This is a genomic window from Streptomyces sp. NBC_00454, from assembly GCF_041434015.1.
Lineage (GTDB): Bacteria > Actinomycetota > Actinomycetes > Streptomycetales > Streptomycetaceae > Streptomyces.
The window spans coordinates 6,658,856-6,683,448 of record NZ_CP107907.1 but is presented as its reverse complement, the minus strand read 5'-3'; the positions used below and the strand labels follow the sequence as shown (position 1 = coordinate 6,683,448).

19 protein-coding genes are annotated in these 24,593 nt (G+C 71.2%); 7 read left to right on the top strand and 12 right to left on the bottom strand.

The window, feature by feature from the left end:
- Positions 1 to 126 precede the first annotated feature (126 nt).
- The 3 genes from OHU74_RS30485 to OHU74_RS30475 all read left to right on the top strand — a co-directional run bounded on the left by OHU74_RS30485 (position 127) and on the right by OHU74_RS30475 (position 3,562).
- On the top strand, positions 127 to 1,413 hold the full coding sequence (locus OHU74_RS30485; RefSeq protein WP_371619863.1) for an SLC13 family permease: 1,287 nt from the start codon (positions 127 to 129) through the stop codon (positions 1,411 to 1,413).
- A 32-nt stretch (positions 1,414 to 1,445) separates the two neighbouring features.
- The gene (locus OHU74_RS30480) at positions 1,446 to 3,083 is read left to right on the top strand and encodes an ABC-F family ATP-binding cassette domain-containing protein (protein ID WP_371618842.1); all 1,638 of its coding nucleotides are present in this window, start codon (positions 1,446 to 1,448) and stop codon (positions 3,081 to 3,083) included.
- Between the two features lie 242 nt (positions 3,084 to 3,325).
- Positions 3,326 to 3,562 carry a hypothetical protein gene (locus OHU74_RS30475; protein WP_371618841.1) on the top strand — a complete coding sequence of 79 codons (237 nt, stop codon included), beginning with the start codon at positions 3,326 to 3,328 and terminating at the stop codon, positions 3,560 to 3,562.
- Between the two features lie 71 nt (positions 3,563 to 3,633).
- On the opposite strand, the gene OHU74_RS30470 is transcribed toward OHU74_RS30475, so the two are convergent.
- The 5 genes from OHU74_RS30470 to OHU74_RS30450 form a co-directional block, all read right to left on the bottom strand.
- Complete coding sequence (locus OHU74_RS30470) at positions 3,634 to 4,419, bottom strand: SDR family NAD(P)-dependent oxidoreductase (RefSeq protein WP_371618840.1); 786 nt, start codon at positions 4,417 to 4,419, stop codon at positions 3,634 to 3,636.
- Between the two features lie 81 nt (positions 4,420 to 4,500).
- The gene (locus tag OHU74_RS30465) at positions 4,501 to 5,682 is read right to left on the bottom strand and encodes an MAB_1171c family putative transporter (RefSeq protein WP_371618839.1); all 1,182 of its coding nucleotides are present in this window, start codon (positions 5,680 to 5,682) and stop codon (positions 4,501 to 4,503) included.
- Positions 5,672 to 6,217 (bottom strand): hypothetical protein, encoded by a 546-nt coding sequence (locus OHU74_RS30460; RefSeq protein ID WP_371618838.1) that lies wholly within the window; start codon positions 6,215 to 6,217, stop codon positions 5,672 to 5,674. Before OHU74_RS30460 ends, OHU74_RS30465 begins: the two co-directional genes overlap by 11 nt.
- A 258-nt stretch (positions 6,218 to 6,475) precedes the next feature.
- Positions 6,476 to 9,001 (bottom strand): Tex family protein, encoded by a 2,526-nt coding sequence (locus tag OHU74_RS30455; protein WP_371618837.1) that lies wholly within the window; start codon positions 8,999 to 9,001, stop codon positions 6,476 to 6,478.
- Between the two features lie 136 nt (positions 9,002 to 9,137).
- Positions 9,138 to 10,001, bottom strand: coding sequence for a hypothetical protein (locus OHU74_RS30450; protein ID WP_371618836.1), 864 nt, complete (start codon positions 9,999 to 10,001; stop codon positions 9,138 to 9,140).
- Between the two features lie 171 nt (positions 10,002 to 10,172).
- Here OHU74_RS30450 and OHU74_RS30445 point away from each other — a divergent pair, with 171 nt between their 5' ends.
- Complete coding sequence (locus OHU74_RS30445; protein WP_371618835.1) at positions 10,173 to 11,690, top strand: M1 family metallopeptidase; 1,518 nt, start codon at positions 10,173 to 10,175, stop codon at positions 11,688 to 11,690.
- A gap of 43 nt (positions 11,691 to 11,733) precedes the next feature.
- Here the strand turns inward: OHU74_RS30445 and OHU74_RS30440 are convergent, their stop codons facing one another.
- On the bottom strand, positions 11,734 to 12,621 hold the full coding sequence (locus tag OHU74_RS30440; protein ID WP_371618834.1) for an oxygenase MpaB family protein: 888 nt from the start codon (positions 12,619 to 12,621) through the stop codon (positions 11,734 to 11,736).
- 228 nt (positions 12,622 to 12,849) lie between these two features.
- On the opposite strand from OHU74_RS30440, the gene sph reads away from it, so the two are divergent.
- Positions 12,850 to 13,848 (top strand): sphingomyelin phosphodiesterase, encoded by a 999-nt coding sequence (gene sph / locus OHU74_RS30435; protein ID WP_371618833.1) that lies wholly within the window; start codon positions 12,850 to 12,852, stop codon positions 13,846 to 13,848.
- Between the two features lie 113 nt (positions 13,849 to 13,961).
- Here the strand turns inward: sph and OHU74_RS30430 are convergent, their stop codons facing one another.
- The 5 genes from OHU74_RS30430 to OHU74_RS30410 all read right to left on the bottom strand — a co-directional run bounded on the left by OHU74_RS30430 (position 13,962) and on the right by OHU74_RS30410 (position 21,997).
- Entirely contained in the window at positions 13,962 to 14,753 is a 792-nt protein-coding gene (locus OHU74_RS30430) for an alpha/beta fold hydrolase (RefSeq protein WP_371618832.1), read from the bottom strand.
- 153 nt (positions 14,754 to 14,906) lie between these two features.
- The gene (locus OHU74_RS30425) at positions 14,907 to 16,565 is read right to left on the bottom strand and encodes a bifunctional aspartate transaminase/aspartate 4-decarboxylase (protein WP_371618831.1); all 1,659 of its coding nucleotides are present in this window, start codon (positions 16,563 to 16,565) and stop codon (positions 14,907 to 14,909) included.
- A 40-nt stretch (positions 16,566 to 16,605) separates the two neighbouring features.
- A complete protein-coding gene (gene aspT, locus OHU74_RS30420; protein ID WP_371618830.1) occupies positions 16,606 to 18,309 on the bottom strand; it encodes an aspartate-alanine antiporter in 1,704 nt (567 codons plus the stop codon).
- Between the two features lie 42 nt (positions 18,310 to 18,351).
- Positions 18,352 to 20,034, bottom strand: a complete 1,683-nt coding sequence (gene aspT / locus OHU74_RS30415; RefSeq protein WP_371618829.1) for an aspartate-alanine antiporter — start codon at positions 20,032 to 20,034, stop codon at positions 18,352 to 18,354.
- Positions 20,035 to 20,164: 130 nt separating this feature from the next.
- Positions 20,165 to 21,997 carry a long-chain fatty acid--CoA ligase gene (locus tag OHU74_RS30410; protein WP_371618828.1) on the bottom strand — a complete coding sequence of 611 codons (1,833 nt, stop codon included), beginning with the start codon at positions 21,995 to 21,997 and terminating at the stop codon, positions 20,165 to 20,167.
- Positions 21,998 to 22,116: 119 nt separating this feature from the next.
- Here OHU74_RS30410 and OHU74_RS30405 point away from each other — a divergent pair, with 119 nt between their 5' ends.
- Positions 22,117 to 22,857, top strand: a complete 741-nt coding sequence (locus OHU74_RS30405; RefSeq protein ID WP_371618827.1) for a MerR family transcriptional regulator — start codon at positions 22,117 to 22,119, stop codon at positions 22,855 to 22,857.
- Positions 22,858 to 22,891: 34 nt separating this feature from the next.
- On the opposite strand, the gene OHU74_RS30400 is transcribed toward OHU74_RS30405, so the two are convergent.
- Positions 22,892 to 23,770 (bottom strand): hypothetical protein, encoded by an 879-nt coding sequence (locus OHU74_RS30400; protein WP_371618826.1) that lies wholly within the window; start codon positions 23,768 to 23,770, stop codon positions 22,892 to 22,894.
- Positions 23,771 to 23,943: 173 nt separating this feature from the next.
- On the opposite strand from OHU74_RS30400, the gene OHU74_RS30395 reads away from it, so the two are divergent.
- Positions 23,944 to 24,531, top strand: a complete 588-nt coding sequence (locus OHU74_RS30395) for a 1,4-alpha-glucan branching protein (RefSeq protein ID WP_371618825.1) — start codon at positions 23,944 to 23,946, stop codon at positions 24,529 to 24,531.
- The last annotated feature ends 62 nt before the right edge of the window (positions 24,532 to 24,593 follow it).

The following is a 24,593-nucleotide window of genomic DNA, read 5'->3' as shown; positions in this document are numbered from 1 at the left end:
GCACCCCACCTATCCGGCCATGGTGCGATCCTGTCGTGGTCCCGCCGACGCGCCGCCCCGGTCACCCGAGCCGTGCCGCCCGCCCCCCAAAGCCGCCCCTCCGCCCTCCCTGCTCCGGAGCCCCTCCTGAACGCCCTCGCCGCCACCTGTCTGTCCGTCGCCCTGCTCTTCGGCGTACTGGCCTTCGCCGTCGTGCGCCCGCGCGGCCTGCCGGAGGCCGCCGCCGCCCTACCCGCGGCCGCGCTGCTCGTCGTACTCGGTGTCGTACCGCCCGCCGATGCCTGGGCGCAGCTGCGCGATCTGCTGCCGGTGGTCGGTTTCCTCGCGGTGATCCTGGCGCTGGCCCAGCTCTGCGCCGACGAAGGGCTGTTCCGGGCCGCGGGCGCCGCCGTGGCCCGGCATGCGGCCGGGCGCGGGCCGGTGGCGCTGCTCGGCGGGGTGTTCGGCGCGGCCTCGGTCGTCACGGCGACGCTGAGCCTGGATGCGACGGTGGTGCTGCTGACCCCGGTGGTGCTGGCGACGGCCGCCCGGCTGGGGGCCCGGCCGCGGCCGCACGTCTACGCCACCGCGCACCTCGCGAACTCGGCTTCGCTGCTCCTGCCGGTCTCCAACCTCACCAATCTGCTCGCCTTCGCCGCGAGCGGACTGTCCTTCACCCGGTTCGCGGCGCTGATGGCCCTGCCGTGGCTGGCGGCGATCGGGGTGGAGTACGCGGTCTTCCGCCGCTATTTCCGGGCTGACCTGGCCGCCGCCCCGGAGCACGTGCCCGAGGCCGCTGAACCCGCGCCGCTGCCCCGGTTCGCGGCGGGCGTGCTCGCGCTGACCCTGGCCGGCTTCGCCCTCGCCTCCTTCGCCGGGGCGAGCCCCGCCTGGGCGGCCCTCGCGGGCACGCTCGTCCTGGCCGTACGGGCACTGCGGCGCCGGGAGACCACGCCGGTCCGGATCCTGGCGTCGGCGGCCCCGGCCTTCTGCCTGTTCGTGCTGGCGCTGGGGGTGGTGGTCCGGGCGGTCGTGGACCACGGGCTCGGGGACGCCCTGGATTGGGTGACGCCCACCGGGGACTCGCTGCCGGCGCTGCTCGCCGTGGCCGCCGTGGCCGCCGTACTGGCCAACCTGATCAACAACCTGCCGGCGGTGCTGGCGCTCCTGCCGGTGGCGGCGGTAGGTGGTGCGGGGCCGGTGCTGGCGGTGCTGATCGGGGTGAACATCGGGCCGAACCTGACCTATGCCGGATCGCTGGCCACGCTGCTGTGGCGGCGGATCCTGCACGCGGACGGGGCGGGATCCACCGGTCCGGGCGGGAGCCCGGTGAGGCTCGGGGACTTCACCCGGCTCGGTCTGCTGACCACCGTCCCGGCCCTCGGCGCCGCCGTGGCGGCGCTGTGGGCCGCCCTCCGCGTCCTCGGCACCTGAGCTTCCGGGGCGGCGGATAGGATCGGGAAATCATGACTGCAACCCTCGTCGCCAAGAAGCTCACCGCCGCGCACGGTGAGCGCACGCTCTTCGCCGATCTCGACCTCGTCGTCGCGCCCGGCGACGTCATCGGACTCGTCGGCGTCAACGGCGCCGGGAAGTCGACCCTGCTGCGGATGCTCGCGGGTCTCGACGCTCCCGAGACCGGTGAGCTGCGGCTCTCCCCGCCCGGCGCCGCCGTGGGGCACCTGCCGCAGGAGCCCGAGCGGCGCTCCGGCGAGTCGGTGCGCGAGTTCCTGGCCCGACGGACCGGCGTGGCCGCCGCCCAGGCCGAGCTCGATGCGGCGACGCAGGGTCTCGTGGACGGCACCCCGGGCTCGGACGACGCGTACGCGGACGCCCTCGACCGGTGGCTGAACCTCGGCGGCGCCGACCTCGACGAGCGGGCCCTGCAGGTGGCCGACGACCTCGGGCTGTCCGTCGGCCTCGACCTGCCGATGACCGCGCTGTCCGGCGGCCAGGCCGCCCGCGCCGGGCTCGCCTCGCTCCTGCTGTCCCGCTACGACGTCTTCCTGCTCGACGAGCCCACCAACGACCTGGACCTGGACGGTCTGGAGCGCCTGGAGCAGTTCGTGAAGGGCCTGCGCGCCGGCACGGTCGTGATCAGCCACGACCGCGAGTTCCTCACGCGCACCGTCACCAAGGTCCTCGAACTCGACCTGGCCCAGCAGCAGATCAACCTCTACGGCGGCGGCTACGACGCCTACCTGGAGGAGCGCGAGCGGGCCCGCAACCACGCCCGCGAGGAGTACGACGAGTACTCCGACAAGCGCTCCGCGCTGGAGGACCGGGCCGCGATGCAGCGCGGCTGGAGCGACAAGGGCGTCAAGAACTCCAAGCGCAAGGCCACCGACAACGACAAGTCCGCCAGGAAGGCCGCCGCCGACGCGAGCGAGAAGCAGGCCTCCAAGGCCCGCCAGACGCAGCGCGCGATCGAGCGGCTCGAAGTGGTCGACGAGCCGCGCAAGGAGTGGGAGCTGCGCATGGAGATCGCGGCGGCCCCGCGCTCCGGTTCCGTGGTCGCCACCCTGCGCGAAGTGACGGTCCAGCGCGGGGACTTCGCCTTCGGACCGGCCAGCCTCCAGATCGACTGGGCGGACCGGGTCGCCATCACCGGCGCCAACGGGGCCGGAAAGTCGACCCTGCTGGCCGTGCTCCTGGGCCGCCTCGCCCCGGACTCCGGTTCCGCCACGCTCGGCTCGGGCGTGCGGGTCGGCGAAGTCGACCAGGCCCGCGGCCTGTTCCTCGGCGACGAACCGCTCATCGACGCCTTCTGCGCGGCCGTGCCCGATACCGAGCCGGCCGAAGTGCGCACCCTGCTGGCCAAGTTCGGCCTCAAGGCGGCGCACGTGACCCGTCCGGCGGCCACCCTCTCCCCCGGCGAGCGCACCCGCGCCGCCCTGGCTCTGCTGCAGGGCCGCGGGGTGAACCTGCTGGTGCTGGACGAGCCCACGAACCACCTCGACCTTCCGGCGATCGAGCAGCTGGAGTCCGCCCTGGAGGCCTACGAGGGCACCCTGCTGCTGGTCACCCACGACCGCCGGATGCTCGACGCGGTCCACGTGACCCGTCGCCTCGAAGTGGCGGGCGGCAAGGTCGCCGAGCTCTGACCGGAGCGCGCCCCGAGGTGCCGACCGGCCTGCGGACGACTAGCCTGTCTGAGTGAGAGCCGCAACCGCGGAGCACGCCCCCTCGGCCGGATTCCAGGTGGCCGAGGAGCGGCGATGTGCTTCCGCATTTTCCGGCGGCCCTGTATCCGACCCGCGGTGCGCATGCTCGTCCTGCAGCCCGCGGTTCCATCCCCCTCATGCCCCGGAGGGTCGAGGAGGGTGGAAGGAAAGGGAAAATTCTCATGTTTGCACTGAGAGCGAAGCGCCTCTTCGCGGTCTCCGCTGCCGGTCTTCTGATGGCCGGCGGGGCTGCGCTCGGCGCGGCAGGAACCGCTTCGGCGGCAGCCCCGACCCAACACGTCAGCTACGTCGCGGGCGGCTGGGACCACGACGACGACCACGGCTGGCACCACGGTGGCTGGAACTGGGACGACGATGACGACAACGGTTACGGAGGTCACGACCACGGCGACTGCTGATTCGTCCCCCTGCACATCAGGCGTGCGCGGCCCGTCACCGAGCCGCGCATCGCGCTGTCGCGGCGCAGTCGTCAGCTGCCGTCCCCCGTGTCCGCCGGCGGGCGGCGCTTGCGGGCCATCTTGCGGGCCACGAAGGTGCGCGGGAGATGGCGCACGGCCAGGGCGTACGCCTGGTAGCGCAGGCCGGTGATGCTGACCGGGCGGCGCAGGGCCAGGTCTTTGAGGGCTCGGGCCACCACGTCGCCCGGCTCCAGCCACACCGCGTCGCGCAGGGCGCTGACGTCGGATCCGGCGCGCTGCTGGAACTCGGTCCGGGTGAAGCCGGGGACCACCGCCAGCACGCGCACCCCGTAGGGCTCCATGTCCACGCGCAGCGACTCGCTGAAGGCGGTGACCCAGGCCTTCGCGGCCCCATACGTCCCGGTCGGCAGGAGTCCGGCGACCGAGGAGACGTTGAGCACCGCGCCCCGGCGGCGTTCGCGCAGGCCCGGGAGGAGGGCGTGGGTGAGCCGGAGCGGGACCTTGACGAGCAGGTCGAGCATCCGCTCCTCGTCCTCGACCGGGTTGTACGGGAAGGGCGCGGGGAGGCCGAACCCCGCGTTGTTGACCAGGATGTCCACGGGCCGGGCCCGGTCGGCGAGCCGGTCGGCCACGGAGCCCAGGCCTTCGGGGTCGAGCAGGTCGGCGGGCAACACCTGGCAGACGACGCCGAATTCGCGGCCGAGCTCGGCGGCGACGGCTTCGAGGCGGCCCTTGTCGCGGGCCACGAGGACGAGGTCGCAGCCCTTGGCGGCGAAGCCGCGGGCGAAGGCCGCGCCGAGTCCGGCGCTGGCCCCTGTGATCAGTACTGTGCTCAAGAGACTTTCACTTCCTGGCGGTTGAGCTTGTGGTGCGGGTGCGGTCTTTCGGTTCGGGCGCGATGGCTCCGCTACGGCGCCTCATGGGGCGAAGGCGGCCGTGGCGGGCGAGGCGTAGGCCCGCGCCACGTCCACGAGGAAGCGTGCCTCGCTGTCCAGGCTGTCCCCGTCGGCCGAGGTCTGGAGGGCCGCGGGGAGCTCCAACGGGTCGGCCTCGCCGCGCTGTTGCGGGATCCCGGCCAGCTTCGCCTGCCGCGCCTCCTTGAGTACGCAGGCCAGCGCGGCCGCGGGGCGCGCGGGTTCGGGGACCCCGTTCCCGGCGACGTGGCCGCGGGCGAGCTCCGGCACGCCCGGAGCCACGTACTCCCCGAGGATCAGGATGGCGTCGCGGGTCTCGATGACCTTGCGGTAGACGAGCAGGTTGCGCGGGACCGGGGGCCACAGCAGTTCCAGGACCCGGCCGGCGCGCGGCTTGTTGAGGGCGACGTGCGGGACGGCGTGGACCAGGTCGCGCCAGAGCGGCCAGAGCCTCCAGGCTGTGGCGATGTCGGCGGCCGTGCCGCGCAGGGTGAACAGCGTCGGGACCAGGATCGCGGCGGCGCGCAGCAGGCCGTGCACGTTCATCAGCAGCGGGTTGGCGGGCATCGCCCAGGTGACGCCGAACAGCGCCTTGAGCAGGTACACGAACCAGAACACCCCGGCGAGGGCGGTACCGAGACCGAACAGCCTCAGCCCGACGGCCAGTCCGCGGCTTTCGGCGCGGCGGCTGTAGCGCCAGCAGACCGATACGCAGATGGTGTTGGCGACCAGATGCGCGGACATCAGCACGAGCCAGTAGGCGAGGGAGGGCACCGGGGAGCCGACGGGCGGGATGGTGTGCGTGCCGTGGGGCGGTGCGACCCCGTCCAGTACGACGAGTGCGGTCAGCCAGACCACGGTGCCGGCGCCGGAGGCGATCTGGAGCCGGCGGCCCCGGGTCGCGGCGGCCACGAAGTAGAGCACGGCGCCCGCGGAGAGGACGCCGATGAGGTTGCGGACCAGCCCGATGGTGTGGGCGTAGCCGGGGTCCCGGCTCATGGCGTAGGCCACCACGTCGGGGAGGTTCAGTGTCATCGCGGCGGCGGCGGTGGCGACGGCGAGCCACAGGCCGCGCTGGTGCGGGGAGCGCAGAGCGCCGGGGGCGCGCAGCAGGACGGCCACCCAGAGGCAGACGACGCTGGGGACGGCGAGGGCGTCGCCGAAGGCGGTGAGATCAGAAGCCATGGCGGCCATGCCCCCGCCTCTGGCGCTCGTAGCCCATCGCGGACTCCAGCCTGGCCAGGGTGGTCCGGGCCTCGTCGGCGTCGCCGTGGTGCGGGCCGGGGGTCGCCGTGCGGATGCGGATCATACTGGCGAGCATCTCCGCCTCCTGCTCCTGGCGGGTGGTGTAGTTGGTGCGCCCGAGGATGACGGGGACGCCCCCTTCTTCCCCACCGGCTCCGGTGGCCCCTTCGGCCTCCCCGTCCAGCGAGTTGTGCCCGAAGAGGATGTGGCCGATCTCGTGGAGCACGATGTGCTCCTGGTGCAGCGGGGTGGTCTGGGCCTCGTAGAAGACGTAGTCGACGCTGTCGGTGCCGACCCACAGGCCGCACACCCCCGACTCGGCCGCTTCCTTGGGCAGCGGGTGGAGCCGGATGGGCCGGCCCCGCTGCTCCGCTATCCGGTCGCACAACCCGTCGAGGGAGAAGGGGTGTGCCAGCTCAAGACGGCCGAGAATCGCCTCGCAGCGTTTACGCAGACTCGGTTGCGGGTGGCGCATGTGTTCCCTCTTCGGACCCTTTCTCGGGCAGCGTCGGTAGGCGTGCGTGGGCAGGGGCATGACGTCCTTTGCCTTCAATGCGTCCTCGGGAGTGCGGCCCTGAGGGGAAACACGGAAGCCCGTCCGCCAAAAGACGAACGGGCGTTCCGTCATGCCTACAGATCTTGCAAGGAAGTTGGCAAGGTATGTCCGTATGTGACGCGCCTATTCGGCCAGTCCGTCACACGCTGCCACGAACACCGCCCACCGCGAGGACGTCTACCGCTTGCGGCCGCCGCCCTGGCCGTCGGGGCCGGAGAGACCGGCGCGGCGCAGTGCGTCGGCCATGGCGCTGTTGGAGGGGGCCGGCGCACCGCCGCCCTGACGCTGACCGCCGCCCTGGCCGCCCTGGCGCTGACCCCGGCCGCCGTCGCGGGAGCCACCCTGGCCGCCGCTCTGACCACCGCCCTGACCGCCCTGACCGCCCTGACCGCCTTGCCGCTGGCCGCCGCCCTGGCCGCCCGCCGCGCCGCGCTGCTGCGGGGGCCGGCCGCCGCCGCGCCGCTCTCCGCGCTCCGCACGGCCGTCGCGGTCCTCGCGCTGCTTCGGAGCGCCCGGGCCGCCGCGCTCGGACTCGTCCTCCAGCCGCAGCGTCAGCGAGATCCGCTTGCGCGGGATGTCCACGTCCATGACCTTCACGCGGACGACGTCGCCCGGCTTGACCACGTCCCGCGGGTCCTTGACGAAGTTCTTCGACAGCGCCGAGACGTGCGCCAGGCCGTCCTGGTGCACGCCGATGTCGATGAAGGCGCCGAAGGCGGCCACATTGGTGACCACACCCTCCAGGATCATCCCGGGGGCCAGGTCGCCGATCTTCTCTACGCCCTCCTTGAAGGTGGCCGTCTTGAAGGCGGGACGCGGGTCGCGGCCCGGCTTCTCCAGCTCGCGCAGGATGTCGGTGACCGTCGGCAGACCGAAGGCCTCGGTGACGAACTGCTCCGGCCGCAGCGAGCGCAGCACGCCGCCGTTGCCGATCAGGGCCGCCACCTCGCTGCCCGCCGTCTTGCCCATCGAGCGGACCACCGGGTACGCCTCGGGGTGCACACTGGAGGCGTCCAGCGGGTCGTCCCCGTCACGGATCCGCAGGAAGCCCGCGCACTGCTCGTACGCCTTGGGGCCGAGCCGGGCCACGCCCTTGAGACCCTTGCGGTTGCGGAAGGGCCCGTTGGCGTCGCGGTGCGCCACGATGTTCTCGGCGAGTCCACCGCTGATGCCCGACACGCGCGAAAGCAGCGGCGCGGAAGCGGTGTTGACGTCCACGCCGACGCCGTTCACACAGTCTTCGACGACCGCGTCGAGCGAGCGCGAGAGCTTCACCTCGGACAGATCGTGCTGGTACTGGCCGACGCCGATCGACTTCGGGTCGATCTTGACCAGTTCGGCGAGCGGGTCCTGCAGCCGGCGGGCGATGGAGACCGCGCCGCGCAAGGACACGTCCATGTCGGGGAGTTCCTGCGAGGCGAAGGCGGAAGCCGAGTACACGGAGGCGCCGGCCTCCGAGACCATCACCTTGGTGAGCTTCAACTCGGGGTGGCGGGTGATCAGTTCACCGGCGAGCTTATCGGTCTCGCGGGAGGCGGTGCCGTTGCCGATGGCGATCAGCTCGACCGCGTGCTCCTTGGCGAGACGGGCCAGCTTGGCGAGCGCGTCGTCCCACTTGTTGGCCGGTACGTGCGGGTAGATCACCTCCGTGGCGACGACCTTGCCGGTGGCGTCCACCACGGCGACCTTCACGCCGGTCCGGAAACCCGGGTCGAGGCCGAGCGTGGCACGGGTGCCGGCGGGGGCGGCGAGCAGCAGGTCGCGCAGGTTGGACGCGAAGACCCGTACGGCCTCGTCCTCGGCGGCGGCACGCAGCCGCGTCCGCAGGTCGATGCCGAGGTGCACCTGGATCTTCGTCCGCCAGGCCCAGCGGACGGTGTCGGCGAGCCACTTGTCGCCGGGCCGGCCGCGGTCGTTGATCCCGAAGCGGCGCGCGACCATCCCCTCGTACGTGGACGGGCCGGGAACCTCGCTCGGCTCCTCCGGCTCCAGAGTGAGGTCGAGGACGTCCTCCTTCTCGCCGCGGAGCATGGCCAGGACACGGTGCGAGGGCAGTGCGGTGAAGGGCTCGGTGAAGTCGAAGTAGTCGGCGAACTTGGCGCCCGCCTCCTCCTTGCCCTCGCGGACCTTCGCGGCGAGCCGGCCGCGGCCCCACATGCGCTCGCGCAGTTCGCCGATGAGGTCGGCGTCCTCGCCGAACTTCTCGGTGAGCAGGGAGCGGGCGCCTTCCAGGGCGGCCGCCGGGTCGGCGACGCCCTTGTCCGCGTCCACGTACCCGGCCGCCGCGGCCAGCGGATCCACCGAGGGGTCCGCGAGCAGACCCTCGGCGAGCGGCTCCAGGCCGGCCTCCCGGGCGATCTGGGCCTTGGTGCGCCGCTTGGGCTTGAAGGGGAGGTAGATGTCCTCCAGCCGGGCCTTGGTGTCGGCCGCGTTGATCCGGGCCTCCAGCTCGGCGTCGAGCTTGCCCTGCTCCCGTACGGAGTCGAGGATCGCGGCGCGCCGGTCCTCCAGATCGCGCAGGTAGCGCAGCCGCTCCTCGAGGGTGCGCAGCTGGGCGTCGTCGAGCATCTCGGTCGCTTCCTTGCGGTAGCGCGCGATGAACGGCACGGTGGAGCCGCCGTCGAGCAGCTCGACGGCGGACTTGACCTGCCGCTCCCGTACGCCGAGCTCCTCGGCGATCCTGCCTTCGATGGACATGGTCACTGTGCGGTCCCGCCTGCCTTCGTACGTATGCGTGGTGCGCGCTGTCTGCTGCGTGCTGCGTCGGAAGGCTGCCAATTGTGGCAGGTGGCGGCGGCGGACGTCGGGAGCCTTGTCCGTCCCGGGAGTCCCGGGCCTGTCAGGCCTTGCCGAAGAGGTCCCCGGGGAAGGCTCCGGCGCCGACGACCTTCTTGGTGAAGCCGCCGCCGATCTCGGCGAGCCGGGCGAGTCCGGCCGCGCCGAGGTGCTCGTACGGGGCCGCGTCGAGCCGGTCGGTCTCCAGCTCGAGGGCTTCGCGCACCTCCTGGCCCCGGGCGGTGAGCTCCCCGCCGGCGTCGAGGATGCCGCGCCCGCGCAGCCGGTCGGTGGCGGCGTCCAGGTCGGACTGGTCCCAGCCGCGGATGGACTTGAGGTACTTGGGGGTCATGCCGCGGCCGGTGGCCGTGTGGCTGATCAGGGCCTCGACCGGGTCCAGGTCCGCGACGAGCAGGGCGACGAGGTGGCCGTCGCCGCGGTGCTCGCGCAGGAGGGTGGTGGCGTGCCACAGCTTGAGGTGCGGTTCTTCCGGTACGGGGAGGTCCGCGTGGGCGGAGTAGAGGGTACGGGCGTGCCTCGTACAGCCCTCGGTAGCGCGCATCGCCAGCTCGGCGGCCTCGGCGAGCTCGGCGGACTCCAAGGTCTCGTCGCCGAGGAGCCGGCGCAGCGTGGTGTCGACGGCCCGCAGCCGGGCGGCGAGGACAGCCTCGGGAGTGGCGGCGTCCCAGACGGCGGGCAGGTGCCGGGCGATCAGGTCGTGGCGGTAGTTGTAGAAGGTGGAGGTCGCCACGCCGGCCCCGACCGCTCCCATCGCGGCGGACCGCGAGGCGAGGTTGACGGCGCGGGGGTCGGTGATCCCTAGGGCGTCGAACTCCTCTCCGAGGTCCGGCGAGAAGTAGACGGTGGCGTGCAGCGGGTTGATCGCTCCGTGCCAGGCGTGACGGGCGGCGCGCGGGGGAAGAGTCATGCCCGGCAGGTTAGCGACTGCTTAGTACGCTGGAAAAGAGGGGGCCCGGCCACACGCGCTGTGACGGCCGAATGGCGATCGTGTGACAGCGGGGGCCATGGACATGACTCGGGGCCGCGGGCGTGAATACGGTCGAACGGAAGCCACTCCCCTACCCATTGGAGTCCCCAGGTGCACCGCAAAGTCATCGCTCCGAGCGTGCTCGCCGCTTCCCTTCTGCTGGTGATCCCGGCGTCGGCTGCGAGTTCCGGTCCGGGCGCCCCGGGTATCGGCGATCCCTACTACCCGGCCAGCGGCAACGGCGGTTACGAAGTCTCCCACTACGACCTGCGCCTGCAGTACCAGCCCAAGACCGACCTGCTGGAGGGGACCGCCACCCTCCTGACCACCGCCAAGCAGGACCTGTCCCGCTTCAACCTCGACTTCGGCCTCGACGTCAGCGAGATCCGGGTCAACGGGGTCAAGGCGAAGTTCGCCAAGTCCGGTACCCAGGAGCTGGAGGTCACCCCGGCCGCCGAGCTCAAGCAGGGCCGCCAGGCGACCGTGGTCGTCAAGTACGCGGGCAAGCCCTCGGAGTTCAAGGTCGACGGCTGGTCGGCCTGGCAGCGCACCCCGGACGGCGGCGTCGCCGCGCAGGAGCCCGACTCGGCGATCTGGTGGTTCCCGAGCAACGACCACCCGCTCGACAAGGCCACCTTCGACATCTCGGTGAATGTGCCGGACGGCACCCAGGCCATCAGCAACGGCGTTCTGCAGTCGCAGAGTTCGCGGCTCGGCTGGACCCGGTACAACTGGCGCTCGAACAAGCCGCAGGCCACGTACCTCGCGACCCTGGCCATCGGCAAGTTCGACATCACCACCGACAAGACGGCGAGCGGCCTGCCGATCCTCAACGCGTACAGCAAGGACCTCGGCGACAACGCGGGCGCGGCGCGCGCGAGCGTGGAGCGGACCGGCGAGGTCGCGGAGTGGCTGGAGGGGGTCTTCGGGCCGTACCCCTTCAACGCGCTGGGCGGCTACGTCCCGAACGTGCCCTCCGGCTTCGCCCTGGAGACGCAGACCCGGCCGTTCTACAGCCCCCGGCAGTTCGCGAACGGCGCGAACGTCTCGGTGGTCGTGCACGAGCTGGCCCACCAGTGGTACGGCGACAGCGTGTCCGTGGACAACTGGAAGGACATCTGGATCAACGAGGGCTTCGCCCGCTACAGCCAGTGGCTGTGGTCGGAGAAGGAGGGCGAGGGCACGGCCCAGGAGCTCGCGGACTGGGCCTACCAACTGCGCCCGGCGGAAGACCCGTTCTGGCAGGTGAAGCCGGGTGACCCGGGTGCGGAGAACCAGTTCCACGGGGCGGTCTACGACCGCGGGGCGATCGCCGTCCAGGCGCTGCGCAACGAGATCGGCGACGAGAAGTTCTTCCAGATCCTCAAGGGCTGGCCGACCGAGCACGCCTACGGCAACGCCAAGGTCGGCGACTTCGTCCGCTACGCCGAGAAGGTCTCGGGCAAGCCGCTGGCGCAGCTCTTCGAGACCTGGCTCTACACCCCGGGCAAGCCGGCCTTCGCCCCGCCGGCGACCCCTGCGGCCAAGTCCTCCACGGCCCGCTCCCTCCAGTCCCCGGCCAAGCCGGCCGCCGAGCCGAAGTCCTGGAAGAAGATCGAGGCGACGAACTCCGTCCACGACGCCCACTGAGGCGAGGACCCGACGGCCCTACGGGGTTGCGCGCCGGCGCCCCTCAGCGGGCGTCGGCGCGCCGGTGCGCGGCGCGGGCCGCGCGGGCGATCGGCAGGTACCGCAGTCGCTCCGGCAAGAGGGGTACGAGGGTGCGTGCGGCCCAGCTGAGCAGGCGCAGCCGGCGCTCCTGCGACGGGGTCCATTTCAGGCCGATGGCGGCGCGCGCCTCGGGCGGCATGTAGCCGACGGTGACGAAGGCCCGGAAGTGCAGGAACGCCGGCCGGAGCACCGGCCAGGCCAGGCGCAGCAGGAGCCGGAGCGGCAGCGGGCCGCCCTCGGGGCGGGGCAGAGGGGTGTCGGTGGCGACGAGTTCGAGGGCGACCTTGGTGGGCTCGATCTCCTCGGCCAGCATCCGGCGGTAGTAGGGCCAGTACTCCTCGATGGTCTGCGGCATGTCCCGGTCGTGGAGGCCGAGGATGCGCCCGACCTGGAGCCATTCGCGGTAGAGCCGGCGCTCCTGTGCGGGGGTGAAGCGGCGCAGCAGGTAGCGCCCGGCGTAGAGGTAGATCGGGAAGCCGGTGGCGTGCACCCAGGCGTAGCAGGCGGGGTCGAGGGAGTGGTAGCGCCGTCCCCTGGTGTCGGTGCCCTGGATCTCCTTGTGCAGCCGGCGGACCCGGCGCCCTTCGGCCACGGCGTCCGCTCCGCCGTACACCCACAGCTGGACGGAGCGCAGGGAGCGCTCGCCGCGGCCCCAGGGGTCGGTGCGGAAGACGGAGTACTGGTCGACTCCGGCCCCGATCGCGGGGTGTGCGACCTGCAGGGTGAAGGCGGCGGGAAGCATGAGCAGCCCCCGGATGTCACCGGCGATGGTCCAGAGCACTCCGCCGGGCGGCGGGGGCTCGGGGTCGCTCCGCCCGCCGACCGTGTCCGGCCGTATCTCCGTGGTCACGTACGCACCCCCATGAGTCCCATCCGTCCCGCCTGTCACTCCAGTATGGCCGGGTCACAGGCCCTTCCCCCGGTGGGCGCGGCCCGGCCTCCCCCGGCCGGCCGTGAGCGGCGAAGGCTGATGGCCGTGATGCGGACAGAAAGTCTTGTCGCGGGTGTTACCCAGAGGTAACCGCGGCTGCTTGGATTGCGGAGCCGATCTTCCCCCACAGGAACGAGGGAGACCTCCATGCCCCACAGCCAGCCCCGCAAGGTCCGCGCCGCCGCCGCGGTCGTCGCCGCGATCGCCGCGGGGGCGCTCGCCGCCACCACGGCTCCGGCCGCCACCGCCGCGGAGAGCGCGACCGCGCCGCAGCTCAGCGTTCTGACGTACAACACGTTCCTGATGAGCAAGAACCTGTACCCGAACTGGGGCCAGGACATCCGGGCCAAGGAGATCCCCAAGGCCTCCTTCTTCCAGGGCCACGACGTGGTCGTGCTCCAGGAGGCCTTCGACAACGGCGCCTCCGACGCGCTGAAGTCCAACGCCTCCGCGCAGTACCCGTACCAGACCCCCGTCGTGGGCCGCAGCAAGAGCGGCTGGGACGCCACGGGCGGCGCTTACTCCTCCACCACCCCGGAGGACGGCGGGGTCACGATCCTCAGCAAGTGGCCGATCCTGCGCAAGGAGCAGGTGGTCTACAAGGACGCCTGCGGCTCCGACTGGTACTCCAACAAGGGCTTCGCCTACGTGGTGCTGAACGTCAACGGCACCAAGGTGCACGTGGTCGGCACGCACGCCCAGTCCACCGACACGGGCTGCAAGGCGGGCGAGGCCGCGGCCGACCGCGCCCTCCAGTTCCGCGGCATCGACGCCTTCCTCGACGCCAAGAACATCCCGGCGGACGAACAGGTCATCGTGGCGGGCGACATGAACGTGGACTCGCGCAGCCCGGAGTACGCCTCCATGCTGGCCAACGCCGACCTGGCGGCCTCCGACACCCGCACGGGGCACCCGTACTCCTTCGACACCGCGCTGAACTCGATAGCGAACTACCGCTACCCGACCGACCCGCGCGAGGACCTGGACTACGTGCTCTACCGCAAGGGCAACGCCCGCCCGGCGAACTGGAACAACAACGTGGTCAAGGAGGAGTCGGCGCCCTGGACGGTCTCCAGCTGGGGCACCTCCTACACCTACACCAACCTCAGCGACCACTACCCCCTGATCGGCCGCGTCGCCCCGTAACCGGACCCCCTGGTCCGCCGATCGCGGACCGTCCCACCGTCCGGCTGCGGCACAACGCCCCCTTCCGGCCCCACAGGGCCGGAAGGGGGCGCTTTCGTTCGCCCGGGGCCGGTTCAGAGGCCGGCGAGGAACTCCCGAACGGCGGTCGCGCTGCCTTCCGGGTCGGCCTGGAGGACGAAGTGGTCGGCGTCCAGGGCGCGGTACGCCGTCCCGGGGCGGCGGTCGGCCATGTCGAGGGCCTGCGGCGTGGGCAGTGCCTGGCTGCGGAGGCCGTGGATCAGGAGCGCGGGGCAGTCGGTGGCGAGCCACTGCTTCCAGTGGTCGCCGTGGACGAGGTTCTCGGAGTCGACGGTGTCCTGCGGGTGGAACGGCAGCCGCCAGCCGGACCCGTCGGGCAGCGGGCGCAGCGCCGGGGCGACGGCGGGGGCCAGGGGGCCGCAGGCCGCGAGGAGGTCCTCACGGGTGGCGGCGGTGTAGCGGAAGTTCAGCACGAAGGCGAGCGGGCTGGTGCCGTGGTCGGGGAGGTCCACGGGACCTTCGACGTTGATGAACGCCTCGACCAGCGAGGGGTGTTCGGCAGCCAGATGGTAGCCGTTGATCCCGCCGAGGGAGTGGCCCAGGACGACGGTCCTGTCGATGCCGAGGTGGTCCAGGAGGGCTACGAGGTCTGCGAGGTAGCCGGCGCGGGTGTAGTCCCCGGCACGGTCGGAGTCGCCGTGGCCGCGCTGGTCGGGAGCGATCACCCGCCAGTCGGGGCCGAGGGCCGCGGCGAGTTCGGTGAAGGAGGAGCCCTCGGACAGGTGGCCGTGCAGAGCGAGGAGCGGGCGGCCGGTTCCACCGAAGTCCAGGTAGGACAGGACGCGGCCGTCGATGGTCAGGGCGGCGCGGGCGGGCTGAATGGACATCGGATGTTCCCCTCGATCGGTCCGGTTGACGTGCTCGCAACTATACAACCGTCTATGACACTTGTACAAGACGGTTGTCTGAATTGATTCATCCGTCAATGCCGTGGGCGCCCGCCGAGATCCGGCGGGCGCCCACGGACAGCATGGAGCGGGTCAGCCGGAGGCCTTCGAGCGCTGCCACTCGCTCGCGTAGTCGTTGAAGATCTCCCGCAGGTGGTGGCCGATCTTCAGGTAGTCCAGGTCGTCCAGGTTGGCCAGCGAGACGCGCACCGACCACTGCGGGCCGTCGAAGCCGCCGCCGTTGAGGAGGACCACCGAGGTCTGTTCGGCGAGGCGGAACAGCGGGTCGACCGGCTCGTAGTTCTTCTCCAGGAAGTCCGCGAAGTCCTTGCCGTGGACCCGCTCCGCCTCGGCCAGCAGGTCGAGTTCGATGTAGTACCCGGCACGCTTGTCGTCCGCGGAGATCTTCATCTGGGCTCCCTCCAGGAGGAGATCGAGCCTGCGGTGGACGATCTGGCGGATGCGCTCCTTGTAGGCCTGGCCCTCGTCCAGCATGTCGAAGAGCGAGAAGAGCGTCATCATCGTCTGCTGCGGCAGCGAGAGGCCGGCCGTGTGGTTGAGGGCCACCGAGCGGGAGTCCGCGACGAGCCGGTCGATGAACCGGATCTTCTCCGGCTCCAGGGAGAGCGTGCCGTACCGCTTGGCGAGGCGGTCCTTCTGGTCCTGCGGGAAGCGGGCGATCATCTCGTCGATGACGTTGTCGTCGTGCAGGCCGATGACGCCGAGCCGCCAGCCGGTGCAGCCGTAGTGCTTGGAGTACGAGTACACGAGCAGGGTGTTGCGCGGCAGGTCGGCGGCGATCGAGCGGAAGCCGGGCACGAAGGTGCCGTAGACGTCGTCCGTGACGATCAGCAGGTTCGGGTTGCTGGTGGCGACGATGTCCTTGATCTGGTTCGCCACCCGGTCGCTCAGCGCGAGCGAGGGCGGGTTGCTCGGGTTGACCAGGCAGACGAGCTTCACCGAGGGGTCGGCCAGCTTGGCGACCTCCTCCTGCGGGTAGCGCCACTGCCGCACCCCGGTCTCGGCGAAGAGGCTCGCGGAGACGTTGACCACCTCGAACTCGAAGGTGTCGAGCTCGGGGATCTCGATGTACGGGGTGAACACCGGGGTCATCAGAGCGATCTTGTCGCCCTTCTTCAGGACCCCGTTCTTCATCAGCGAGTCGAAGATGTAGCACATGGCGGCGGTGCCGCCCTCGGTCGCGAAGAGCGAGAGGTTGTTGCCCCCGGGCGGCCTCTTGTCGAACATCTCGTCGGCCACGTAGCCGCGTACGATCTGCTCCGCGTGCTTCAGCATCCGGTCCGGGACCGGGTAGTTGTCGCCCGTGATGGAGTCGGTCAGCTCGTGCACGAAGGCGTCCTTGTCGAACGGCCAGCGCGAGAGGGCGTACTGGACGCAGGCGGAGAGCATCTCCACGCCCGGCAGGTCCGGGTGGCGCCGCGCCCAGGAGTCGAACCGCTCCCCGATGCCCTGCTTCTCCGGCATCCCGCCGAGGTTGTCGGCGGTCCACACCCGCCGGGACTCCTCCAGGGCGAAGTAGCCCAGCGCGTAGAAGGCCTCGCGCGGCCCGGTGGCGATCCAGTTCGGGTTGCCGCGGCCCGCGTTGAGCATGGCGCGCGCGGTGGTGTCCTTCTGGCCGGGCTTGTCGGCCTGGGCGGCGGTGGCGAGCTGGATGAACTTGTCCTTCAGCTCGAACGGGCTGAGCTGCGCGAAGGACTGGATCTCCTCGCGGCTGAAGCTGGTCTCCGGCACGGTGGTTCGTTCCTTTCGGTGGGGGCCTTGAGTGGGGCGTTCAGTGGTTGAGGAGGACGATGACGGCGCCCCAGATGGTCAGCAGCACGTTGCTGATCGCGTACGGGATCGTGTAACCGAGCGTCGGGACCTGCGATTTGGACTGTTCGTTCACGGCGCCGATCGCGGCCGTGGTGGTCTGGCCGCCGGCCAGTACGCCCATCAGGATCGGGAAGCGGATCTTCTGGATGTGGTGGCCCACGAGGAAACCGACCAGCAGCGGGATCAGCGTGATGACCGCGCCCCAGAGCAGCAGCCCCCAGCCGGCGGTCGCCAGCCCGCTGGTGAAGCTCGGTCCGGCGTTCAGGCCGACGACCGCGATGAAGAGGCACAGACCGAGGGTGTCCATGAACCACTGGGCGGCGGGCGGGACGTTGCCGTACGTCGGGTACCTGCCCCGGATCCAGCCGAAGACCAGGCCCATGATGAGCGCGCCGCCCGAGGTGGACAGCGAGATCGGGACCCCGCTCGCGGTGAGCGCCGGGATGCCGAGGCAGCCGCCGAGGAAGATGCCCAGGCCCACCCAGATCATGTCGGTGGCGAAGCTGGTCGGTACGGGCTTGCCGATGGCCTTGCCCGCGGGCTCCACCAGCCGCTTGGGTCCGGAGAGGATCAGGGTGTCGCCGCGCTCCAGCTGGGTGGAGAGCCGGTACGGGAACTCCGCGCCGGAGCGGAAGAGTTTGTCGATGTAGACCCCGACCATGAAGGGCTCGGCCCGCAGCTCCGCGATGGTCTTGCCGAGCTGCGCCTTCTCCGAGGCGACCACGTGCAGGTTCTCGGTCTGGTAGCCGAGCAGCTCCACGTCGTCCGCCTCGGCGCCGATGTGGGTCCGGGCGTCGAATTCGACGAGCGATCCGCGCAGGGCGCTGACGGCGACGACGTCGCCCTCGCGCAGCACGGTCTGCTGGTCGTGGTCGAGGATCGCCCCTTCCCGGCGGATCCGCGTGAGGTAGATCCGGTGGCCCAGCGCCTTCTGCTGGTTCTCGAAGTCGTCGATGGTCCTCCCGACGAGGTCGGGCCGCTGGATGGTGTAGGCCCGCAGGACGATCTCGTAGTAGCCGTCGTGGAGGTCGGGGTTGTCGCTGGGCGCGTCGAGCTCCAGGGCGAGCTGCGCGCTCTCGGCGGCCAGGTTCCTGCGGTAGAGCCGGGGCAGCACGTTGGCGAGGAGCATCGCGCAGAGGATGGTGCCGAGCGGGTAGGTGACGGCGTAGGCCACCGCGACCAGGTTCTGCTGCTCCTTGATCTGGTCCCCGCTGAGCCCGGGCAGGTTGCCGATCGCATCCTGCGCGACGCCGATGACGGCGGACTGGGTGAGCGCGCCGCCGAGCAGGCCGGCGCCGAGCCCCGGGCCGTAGCCGAGCATCACGGCGAAGCCCCAGGAGACCAGCAGGCCGGTGACGCAGACGATCACGGCGTTGAGGACCTGGGGCAGGCCGTCCTTCTTGAGGCCGCGGAAGAACTGCGGGCCGACCTTGTAGCCGAGGGCGAAGAGGAACATCGTGAAGAAGAGGTTCTTCACGGTCCCGTCGATGGTGATCTTGAACTGGGCGCCGAAGACCAGGCCCGCGACGAGGCAGCCGGTGACGGCGCCCAGGCCGATGGCCTTCCAGCGCAGCTTCCCGACGAGGAAGCCGAAGGCCACCGTGATGAAGACGAGCAGTTCGGGATGGGGCTGGAAGATGTTCCTGTTGAGGAAGTCGATCATGCGGATGCCCGTCGTGAGGGGAAACGGCGCTCTTGCGTGCGGTCAGGCCCCCAGGACCCCGACGAGGATCGGACCGGTGAGCGGGAGCAGGAAGTTGGACAGGGCGTAGGTGATCGTGTAGCCGAGCATCGGGACCGAGCTCTGGGCGACCTGGGTGACCGAGGTGATGGCGGGCGTGGAGCACTGCTGTCCGGCGATGGCGCCGATCAGCAGCGGCTTCTCGATCTTCAGCAGCTTGCGTCCGACGACCAGCGAGAGCGTGGCCGGTACGAGGACCATGGCGATCCCGGCGAACGGCAGCAGGGCCCCGTACTCCTTGAGCAGCGGCCAGGCCTGCGGGCCCGAGGTCAGACCGGTGCAGGCGATGAAGACGGCGAGCCCCATGTCCTTGATGGTGGTGGCGGCTTGGGGCGGGAAGGCGCCGAAGGTCTGCCGGCGGGAGCGGAACCAGCCGAAGAGCAGACCGGAGATGAGGCAGCCGCCGCCGGTGCCCAGCGAGAGCGGGACCCCGCCGAGGCGGACCACGAGCTGGCCGATGAGCGAGCCGAGCGCGATGCCGAGACCGAGGTAGATGAAGTCGGTGGAGTCGTTCTTGGCCACCGTGCCGATCTTCGCGACGATCCGGTTCAGGCCCGAGCGGGCGCCGACGAGGGTGACGACGTCACCGCGTTCGACGACGGTCTCCCCGCTGGCCGGCAGGTGCTGTTCGCCGCGGAGCACGTCGGTCACGTACACGCCGCTGCGGGCGAACTCCGGGTGCGTGGAGCGGATCGAGTCCAGCGTCCTGCCGGCGACCGAGGGGTCCGTCATCGCGACCTGGCTGGTGGCGAGCGGGGTGTCCACACCGGGGATGCCGGGGGTCTCGGGGCCGATGACGCGGCCCGCCGCGATGGCGTCGGCCCGGCGGCCGACGACGAGGACCAGGTCGGAGAGGACCAGTTCGAGGTCCGGGGCGGGGGTCAGGCTCTTGGAGCCGCGCCGGACCGCCTCCACGGTGACCCGGCCGCCGAAGGCCGACTCCAGGTCGCCCACGGTGCGGCCGTCGGCGAGCGTGACCAGGTGGGTGCGCCCGACCAGGCCGGGCAGCGCCTCCTGCTCGTCGCTCTCCAGACCGCCGCCACCGCTCCCGCGCATCTTCTCCCACAGTGCGCGCGAGGCGTCCCGCAGGTTGATGCGGAGCAGCATCGGCATGATCTGGCTGGTGTAGATGACGATGGTGACCAGGCCGAAGAGGTAGCAGACGGTGTACGCGGTGGCCACGTGGCCCTGGTACGTGGAGATCTGCTCGGCGGTCAGGTCGGGGAGCTTGCCGATGGCCTCGGTGGCGGTGCCGACGACGGCGGATTCGGTGGCCGCGCCGGCGAGGATGCCGGAGGCCGTGCCGACGTCGAGGTCGAAGACCTTGGCGAGCAGGTAGGCGAGGCCGAGCACGCTGACGAGCTCGATGAAGCAGAGCGCGAAGAAGCGCAGGCTCTTGCGGTTGAGGTTGGCGAAGAACTGTGGTCCGGCCATGTAGCCGAGGGCGAAGATGAAGAGCGCGAAGAAGATCGTCTTCACATCGGCGTCGATCTCGATCTTGGCCCAGGCACCGAGCAGTAGCGAGACGATCAGCGTGCCGCAGATGCCGCCGAGGGTGATCGGGCCGACGCGGACTTTACCCAGGAGGTAGCCCAGGGCGAGGCAGAGGAAGAGGGCGAGTTCGGGGTGGTCACTCAGCACACCCACGGGCGGTCAGCCTGCCTTGCAGGGCGAGGGGGCGAATGCGATGGATATCCACATCCCCTCACCCTTGTCCGGTGGGCAGCCGACTGCCCACCGGACTGGGCCATCCGGGTAACAAATCTTCCTACGAGCCTTACGAAGCCTCGTGCGGCTCCGCGTACAGCCCCTCGATCAGGACCCCGTACTTCTCCCGGATCACGCGTCGGCGCAACTTCAGCGAGGGGGTCAGCTCCCCCGTCTCCGGGCCCCACTCCTCGGTCAGCAGCCGGTAGCGCTTGATCTGTTCGGTGCGGTTGAGCCGGGCGTTGGCGGCCTCGACGGCGCGGGCGATCTCCTCCCGCACGGCCGGGTGCGCGGCGAGCTCGCCGGGCGTGGCGGCCTCGATCCCGTGGGCGGCGGCCCAGGCCGGGGCCAGTTCGGGGTCCAGGACGAGCAGGGCCACGAGGTAGGAGCGACCGTCGCCGTGCGCCAGCGCCTGGCCGATCAGCGGGTGTTCCTTGAGGGTGTTCTCCACCAGGGCCGGCGAGACGTTCTTGCCGTTCGAGGTGATGATCAGTTCCTTCTTGCGGTCGGTCAGCCAGAGGAACCCGTCCTCGTCGAGCCGTCCGATGTCCCCCGTCGGGAACCAGCCCTCCGCGTCCGAGGCGCTCTCCACCGAACCGTCCGGCCGCAGGTAGCCGCCGAAGACCGTGGCCCCGCGCGTGAAGATCTCCCCGTCCTCGGCGAGCCGCAGCTCCAGCCCCTCCAGCGGCCGGCCCACCGAGCCCAGCCTGAACCCGTCCGGGCTGTTGACCGTGCACACGCCCGAGGTCTCGGTGAGCCCCCACGCGTCCATGATGGTGATCCCCCAGCCCGCCCAGAAGCGGACCACGTCGATCGGCATCGGCGCGGTCGCGCTCGCCGTCCAGACCAGGCGGTCCAGGCCGGCCAGGGCCAGCAGCGGATCGAGCACCCGCTCCTTCGCAGCGGCGTACGAGGCTTCGAGCCCCGCCGGTACCTCCTCGCCGCGCTCCCGGTGGCCCGCGCGGGCGCGCGCCAGGTCGTTCGCGGCTTCGATGGCGCGGCGCTGCTCCTCGGGGAGCCGCCCGAGCACCGCCCGTACGGAGGCGGCCAGCTTCTCCCACACCCGGGGCACGCCGAAGAACTGCACCGGGTGCAGCTCGCGCACCGCGACCGATACGGCGGCCGGGTCGGCGCACAGCCGGACGTGGGCGGCCCGCAGCAGCGGCAGGTAGATACCCAGGATCCGCTCGGCGATGTGCGCGAAGGGGAGGTAGCAGATGTGCTCGGCGTGCTCGGGGAGTGCCACGTTCCGGTCCAGCCGGACCGCCTGCAGCATGATGTTGCGGTGGGTGAGGCGGACGCCCTTGGGGTCGCCGGTGGTGCCCGAGGTGTAGACGACGGTCAGCGGGTCCTCGGGACGGGCCTCCTGCCAGGCCTTCTCGAAGGCCTCGGGGCGGTGCCCGCCCGCGCCGCCCGCCTGCACGGATGCGTAGCTGCGGTGCGGTCCGGCCTCCGCCGCCTCGGCCACGACGAGCCGCTCCAGCGGGACCCCGGGGTCGGTGAGCAGCGGTTCCCACCGGGCCAGCTCGCGGGCCCCCTCGACCACGGCGAGCCGGGCCCGGCTGTGGCGGGCGATGTGGGCTATCTGCTCCGGCGCGGAGGTCCCGTAGACGGTGACGGGCACGGCCCCGAGGTGGACGAGGGCCAGGTCGCTCAGCCAGTGCTCGGGGCGGTTGCCCATCATGAGCAGCACGTGCTCGCCGCGCTCGACGCCGAGGGCGGCGTAGCCGGAGGCGAGGACGGCGACCTCGCGGCGGACGTCCGACCAGCTGAGGGTGGACCAGCCTTCGCCGTCCCGCCAGGAGAGGGCGGGGAGATCGCCGTGCTCGGCGGCGTTGCGCGCCAGCAGGACGGGGAGGGTCAGCTCTTCGGGAGGTGCGGGCAGTCGCAGTTCTGTGGTCATGGGCAGCTCCTGGCCGTTTCACATCGTTGGTGCGACAGCAATACTGTTGAACACGAACCGTGTGCCGATCAGAGACGTGCCGATCAGAGATGTCCTGATCGCAGAGCGAGGCGGAGACCATGACCACCCAGGCGCCCGAGCCGACTTCGCTCACCGTCGACGAGCTGGCGGCCAGGGCGGGCGTGACCGTCCGCACCGTACGGTTCTACAGCACCCGGGGCCTTTTGCCCCCTCCTGTGATCGGACCTCGTCGGGTGGGCCGCTACGGCCCCGAACACCTCTCCCGGCTGGCCCTGATCGAGGAGTTGCAGCACCAGGGCATGACCCTGTCGGCCTGCCAGCGCTATCTCGACGCCCTGCCCGACGACCTGAGCGCGCACGATCTGGCCATCCACCGGGCGATGGTGGCGACGTGGGCGCCGGACGCGGCGCTGGAGTCCTCGCTCGAAGAGCTGGAGAAGCGGGCCGGGCGGTCGCTGACGGAGACCGACATCCGGCGGCTGACGGCGATGAACGTGGTGACGCCGACCGACCAGGGCTTCCGCGTGGACGTGGGGCTGCTGCGGCTCGGGGTCGCACTCCTCGACGTACCGATCTCGCACGAGACGATCCTGGTCGCGCGCGAGATGCTGCTGGAGCACGCGCGGACGGCGGCGCACCAGCTGACCGCGCTGTTCCGGGACGAGGTGTGGGGGCCGTTCACGCAGGGCGAGAGCGATCCGGAGCGGGTGGAGTCGATGAAGGCACTGTCCGCCCATATGCAACCGATGGTGGTGCAGGCCCTGGTGACGGCCTTTCAGCGGTCACTGAAGGAGGAACTGAAGGCGGCGTTCGCCCCGGAGCCGACCGGCTCCGAGTGAACGCCGCCCGCGGGTGCGGTGGTCGCCGCCGGGCTCAGACACCGCCTTCGATGATCGACCAGTCCGAGGAGACCTCGTTGAGCTGGCCGACGTTGGCGTAGTGGCCGCCGCTGAGCTTCGAGATCCAGGAGGTCCCGTCGGTCTTGTAGAAGAAGAGGCTGTCCGCGGTCCGGCCCACGATGTCCCACACGCCCGAGGTGCCGATCTGCTGGAAATTACCGACCTTGCCGTTGGTCGCCGTGGACATCTTGTACCGGAGTTGGGAACCGTCCCTCTCCAGGCCCAGGACCGAGTCCTTCGTCGCGACCAGGGTTCCCAGGAACACGTCCCCGTCCCTGTTGGCCACGTTGGTGTAGACGCCGCCCTTGAGGCTCCCGTACCCCACGTTGCTGTCCGCGGTGGCGAGCAGCGTGTCGCAGGAGGCGGCCATGGAGGTCCAGCCCGTGCTGAAGTTGTCGTACTGGCGCCCCTCCCGGTACTTGCCGTTCTTCAGGGTGCCCGTGATCCCGAAGCCGCTGTCGGAGTTGTAGAAGAGCACCGAGTCGCCGGACGCCTCGATTTGGGACCATCCCGTCGAGAAGTCGTCGTAGCTCTCGACCCGGGAGTACCGCCCCGCCTTGAAGGTGCCGGTCTCCCCGGCCCCGGTGTCGGCGTCGTACAGCAGCAGCGAGTCGCGGCTCGCCGCGGCGTGCGTGTACCCGGTGGGAAGGTCGAAGTTCCCCGTGAAGCGGTACTTCCCCGCCGACAGGGTGGCGGTCCCCGCCGAGCCGGTGTCCTTGTTGTAAAAGAAGATCGAGGTGTTGGGGACGGTCTGGCTGCAGAAGGGTGAAGTGGCGCCGGCGGGTGTGGCCGGTGCGGCCAGCAGGACGGCCATCGCTGAAGTGGCAAGTGCGGCCACCAGGGATTTCTTCATGGTTTCGCCGTTTCCTCGCACGTGAACGGGCGGCCCCCGGGGCCGTCTCCGGGCGCTCCCCGCGCCGCTCCCCGGCAAAGGGACACGTGCCCTGTTTCAGCGTGCGCCGCATCCGGGCCCCGCGCATCTCGGCTCCTCGACAGGTGCGGGCGCCGCCCCGTAGGTTCGCCGTCATGGCGATCATCCACAAGACCACGATGAACCCCGGCAAGCTGGAGCTCCTTGCCGCCTGGCTGCCGGCCCAGCCCTGGTACCTCCCCACGGGGAGCGCACCGGATCTGGCCCGCGCGGGCGGCTTCCGGCTCGACGATCCCGAGGGCGAGGTGGGCATCGAATTCATGGTGGTCACCGACTCCTCGGGCGGGCTGCCGACCGCGTACCACGTCCCCGTCACCTACCGGGGGGCGCCGCTGGAAGGCGCGGACGCCGGCCTGATCGGCACCTCCGAGCACGGGGAGCTCGGGCTCCGGTGGGTGTACGACGGCCCGCACGACCCGGTGTTGGTGGAGCGGCTGCACGCGCTGTTCCGGGGTCTGGCCGAGCCGCAGGCGCAGAGCCTGAGCGACACCCCGGATCCCACCGTCACCGCGCGGTACGAGGGGTCCCGCGTCCCGGGATCCGTGGACGGGCCGGCGCTCACCGTGGTCCGCGTGCTGCGCGACACCGCCGCGGCCGGACATCTCGGCGAGGTCACCGCGGGCTGGACCCACCCGGACGGGACCGCCCGCCGGGGCGTGTTCGCCTCCCTCGACGCGCGCTGACCGGCGCTGCCGCCCGGCCCCGGGGTCCGGGACCGGGCGACAGGCCCTACGCGCGACGCACG